This is a genomic window from Aeromicrobium sp. (assembly GCF_014378035.1).
GTDB lineage: Bacteria > Actinomycetota > Actinomycetes > Propionibacteriales > Nocardioidaceae > Aeromicrobium.
Genome location: NZ_JACMOM010000223.1, coordinates 1 through 3,229 on the forward strand (window position 1 = coordinate 1; position 3,229 = coordinate 3,229).

Consider the following 3,229-nt stretch of genomic DNA (forward strand, 5'->3'; position numbering starts at 1 on the left):
AGCGCGACGCGGCGTCCCCGACCATGTAGCCGTACCCGCCGTGGATCTGCACGTTGAGGTTGGCGGCCTCGCGCGCGAGGATGCCGGTCTTGAGCTTCGCGATCGCAGCGGTCTGGGTGAAGTCGAGGCCCTGGTCCTTCTCCCAGGCGGCCTTGTAGGTGAGCAGGCGGGCTGCTTCCAGGTCGGCTGCCAGGTCGGCCAGCGCGAACGCGATCGACTGGAAGCCCGCGATCGGCTTGCCGAACTGGTTGCGCTCCTGTGCGTACCGGAGCGCCTGCTCGAATGCGCCCTGCGCGAGGCCGAGGCCGAGCGCCGCCACGCCGATGCGGCCGCCGTCCAGAATCTTGAGGAACTGCGTGAACCCCTTGCCTTCCGGCCCGATCAGGTTCGAAGCCGGTACGCGCACGTCGTTGAAGCTCAACTCGCGGGTGTCGCTCGCGTGCCAGCCCATCTTCTTCATGGGTGCGGAGATCGCGTATCCGGGTGTACCGTTCGGGATGAGGATCGTGGAGATCGCGGGGCGACCCTTCGCGTCCTCGCCCGTGACCGCGGTGACCGTGACACCGAAGGTGATGTCGGTACCAGCGTTGGTGATGAAGATCTTCGAGCCGTTGATGACCCATTCGTCGCCATCACGTCGTGCGGTGGTGCGTGCGGCACCGGCGTCTGACCCAGCACCCGGCACGGTGAGGCCGAATGCGTGCAGCTTCTCGCCGCTGGCGAGGGCGGGAAGCCACTCGGCCTTCTGCTCGTCGGTACCGAAGTGGTAGATCGGCAGCGTGCCGAGCGAGTGATGCGCGCACATCGTGATCGACACGGAGGAGTCGATGCGCGCGAGCTCCTCGACTGCGATCGCGTAGCTGAGCGTGTCGCCGCCGGCGCCGCCGAACTCCTCGGGAATCGTGATGCCCATGATGCCGAGGTCGGCCATGGCCTTCACGATGTCGTAGGGGAACTGGCCCGTGTGGTCGAGCTCCTCCGCAACCGGCGCGACGACGGCTTCTGCGAAGTCGCGAACGGTCGAACGGATGAGCTGGTGCTCGTCAGACAGGGTGTACGACAGCGGCGACGACGTGGCGGTGGTCATGGCGATCCTCCGGGGTGAGATGCGCCACCCCTCGGGTGCGCGCGGACGCACACGATCCTACCGCAGTGTGGGCTCGTGATCGGCAGGTCAGGCCTCCAACCCTCGTGCAGATCTGGCGCTGACGTCAGCGAATGCCGACGTTCGTCCCGTCGGAGGCACGCCCGATGCCGGCCGAGCCCGCCGCGAGGAGGAAGCCAGCAGGAGTGGTCGGGGTCGAGCCGCCGGCGTATGTCGGCGTTCCGATGAAGTCACCCGTCGCAGCCCCCGCGCGAACCATGTTGTGATCCTGCTGGGCGATCTGTGAGCCGTTGTTCGCTTCGATCATGTACGCGATGTTGTCGACCACGACCGTGCCTCGCCCCGCGGGGTCCTGAGTCTTGTGGTCCACCATGATGTGGCCGCAGGGGGAGAATGAGCATGTCGTCGCATACCGGAGCGTGTTGTGACGGATGATCGAGCTGTCGTCGGAGTACAGCTCGATGCCCCAGCGTCCGGTGATGAGGTCGATCACGTTGTCTTCGATCGTCGCGTGGTCGATGCCGTCGTACGCCACGACTCCGTCGGCGGAGTCGTGGATGTAGTTGCCCTTCACGAGCACATCCGAGGCACCGAGGATCTGGATGGCATCGGTGTGCGCCTGGTCGTTCGGGCCGTTCTCATCGATGTGGTCGAACTCATTGCCGATGATGCTCAGGCCCGTCGCTGCCTGGATGCCGTCAGCGTTACCACCGCGGAACGTCGAGTTCTGCACCGTCACGCCCGACGGAGTTGCGGATCCGTACGGCAGGGAGATGCGGCCAGCCCAGCACCCCGAGCACTTGACGATGACGACGTGGGTGTTGTGATCGAGCAGGATGTCGGCATTGGCCACGCCGTCGATGATCACGAAGCCCGTGAAGCGCGAATTGCGGATCGTGATCTGCTGGGTCGTGTCATACATGAGTGCCTCGGCGATGGTGAGGCCGTCGAGGGTGATGTTCCGTGCCCCTCGGAAGTTGACGTCGAGGTTGACCGTCGCGCCGTCGAGGGCCCGGAGCGTGACCATCCCGCTCTTCGCGCTCCCCGTGAAGGATCCGTAGTTCCCGGTGGCCAGGCAGATCGTCTGGCCGCCGCTCGCCGCTGCGAACTGGGTCGCAAGCGTCGAGGCGTTGGTGGCGGATCTGTCACAGGTTCCCGGTGGTGATGTCGGGGGCGGCGTGACCATTGTGATCGTCCACGTGTACGCCCTCGGTGTGGGGTCCGCGTTCCCGGCCGGGTCTGTCGCTCGTACTGAGAAGGTGTGGGATCCGAGCCCCAGACCGCCGTACGACTTCGGGCTGGTGCATGAGACGGGTGCGCCCGCGTCGAGCGCACACGTGAACGTCGAGCCGGTCTCGGTCGACGTGAAGGTGAAGCCCGCCGACGTCGCGGTGGTCGTCGCGGCTGGTGACGTTGCGATCGACGTGTCAGGCGCCGTCGTGTCGGCGTTCGGTGGCGTGGGGGGCGAAGGCGGTGTCGTCGGAGCCGGGTCCTGAGCTGGCGGCGTGCCATCGCATTTGAGGGTCGTGCCCGTCACCGTGGCCTTCGTCGAACGCCGGTTCGACGAGTCTGTCGATGTCACGCCGATGGTGTACGACGTCCCGCAGTCGAGATTGATGAACCGGTATCCGCGCTTGTTGCCTCCCAGCGTCACGGGCGCGCGACCGGCCAACGTGACGGCGTAACCGGTAGCACGACTTCCGGTGGTCGGAGTGAACCACGAGACCGACAACGACGACTTCGATGCTCCGGTGATGCGCACTGCAGCCGGCTTGCCGGGCCTGGACGGCTTGGACGCTCGTGCCGCGGCGCCGGCCGGGAGGGCGAACGTGATGACCCCGACCACGGTGTAGATGGCCACTGCACGGAGCGAGGGACGTCGATGCACAGGATGCTCCTCGATGAGTTCAGGAACCCCGGCGGCTGGGCTGTCTCGTGGCGAGCGCGAGACCCCTTGCTTTGCGCGCACGCCTCACGACGTGGATGCCATGGAACAGGGAGCGAAATGGAAATACGCTCATTCGCTATCGGCTCGATCCGCCCTCAGCTGAAGCCCGACCTGAGCAGGTCGGTCACCTGCCCCGGTATCCACCGCTGCGCGTCGACCCGCGGCTCATGCCGTCC

2 protein-coding genes and 1 riboswitch are annotated in these 3,229 nt (G+C 66.3%); both genes read right to left on the minus strand.

All coding sequences use genetic code 11. The features are described from left to right. Positions 1-1,087: acyl-CoA dehydrogenase family protein (locus tag H7290_RS11545; RefSeq protein ID WP_290514165.1), on the minus strand; the 1,087-nt coding region annotated here is incomplete at its 3' end. A 124-nt stretch (positions 1,088-1,211) separates the two neighbouring features. After that, positions 1,212-2,993, minus strand: a complete 1,782-nt coding sequence (locus tag H7290_RS11550; protein WP_290514166.1) for a right-handed parallel beta-helix repeat-containing protein — start codon at positions 2,991-2,993, stop codon at positions 1,212-1,214. A gap of 27 nt (positions 2,994-3,020) precedes the next feature. Further along, a riboswitch (cyclic di-GMP riboswitch) is annotated at positions 3,021-3,103 on the minus strand. Positions 3,104-3,229: the final 126 nt, after the last annotated feature.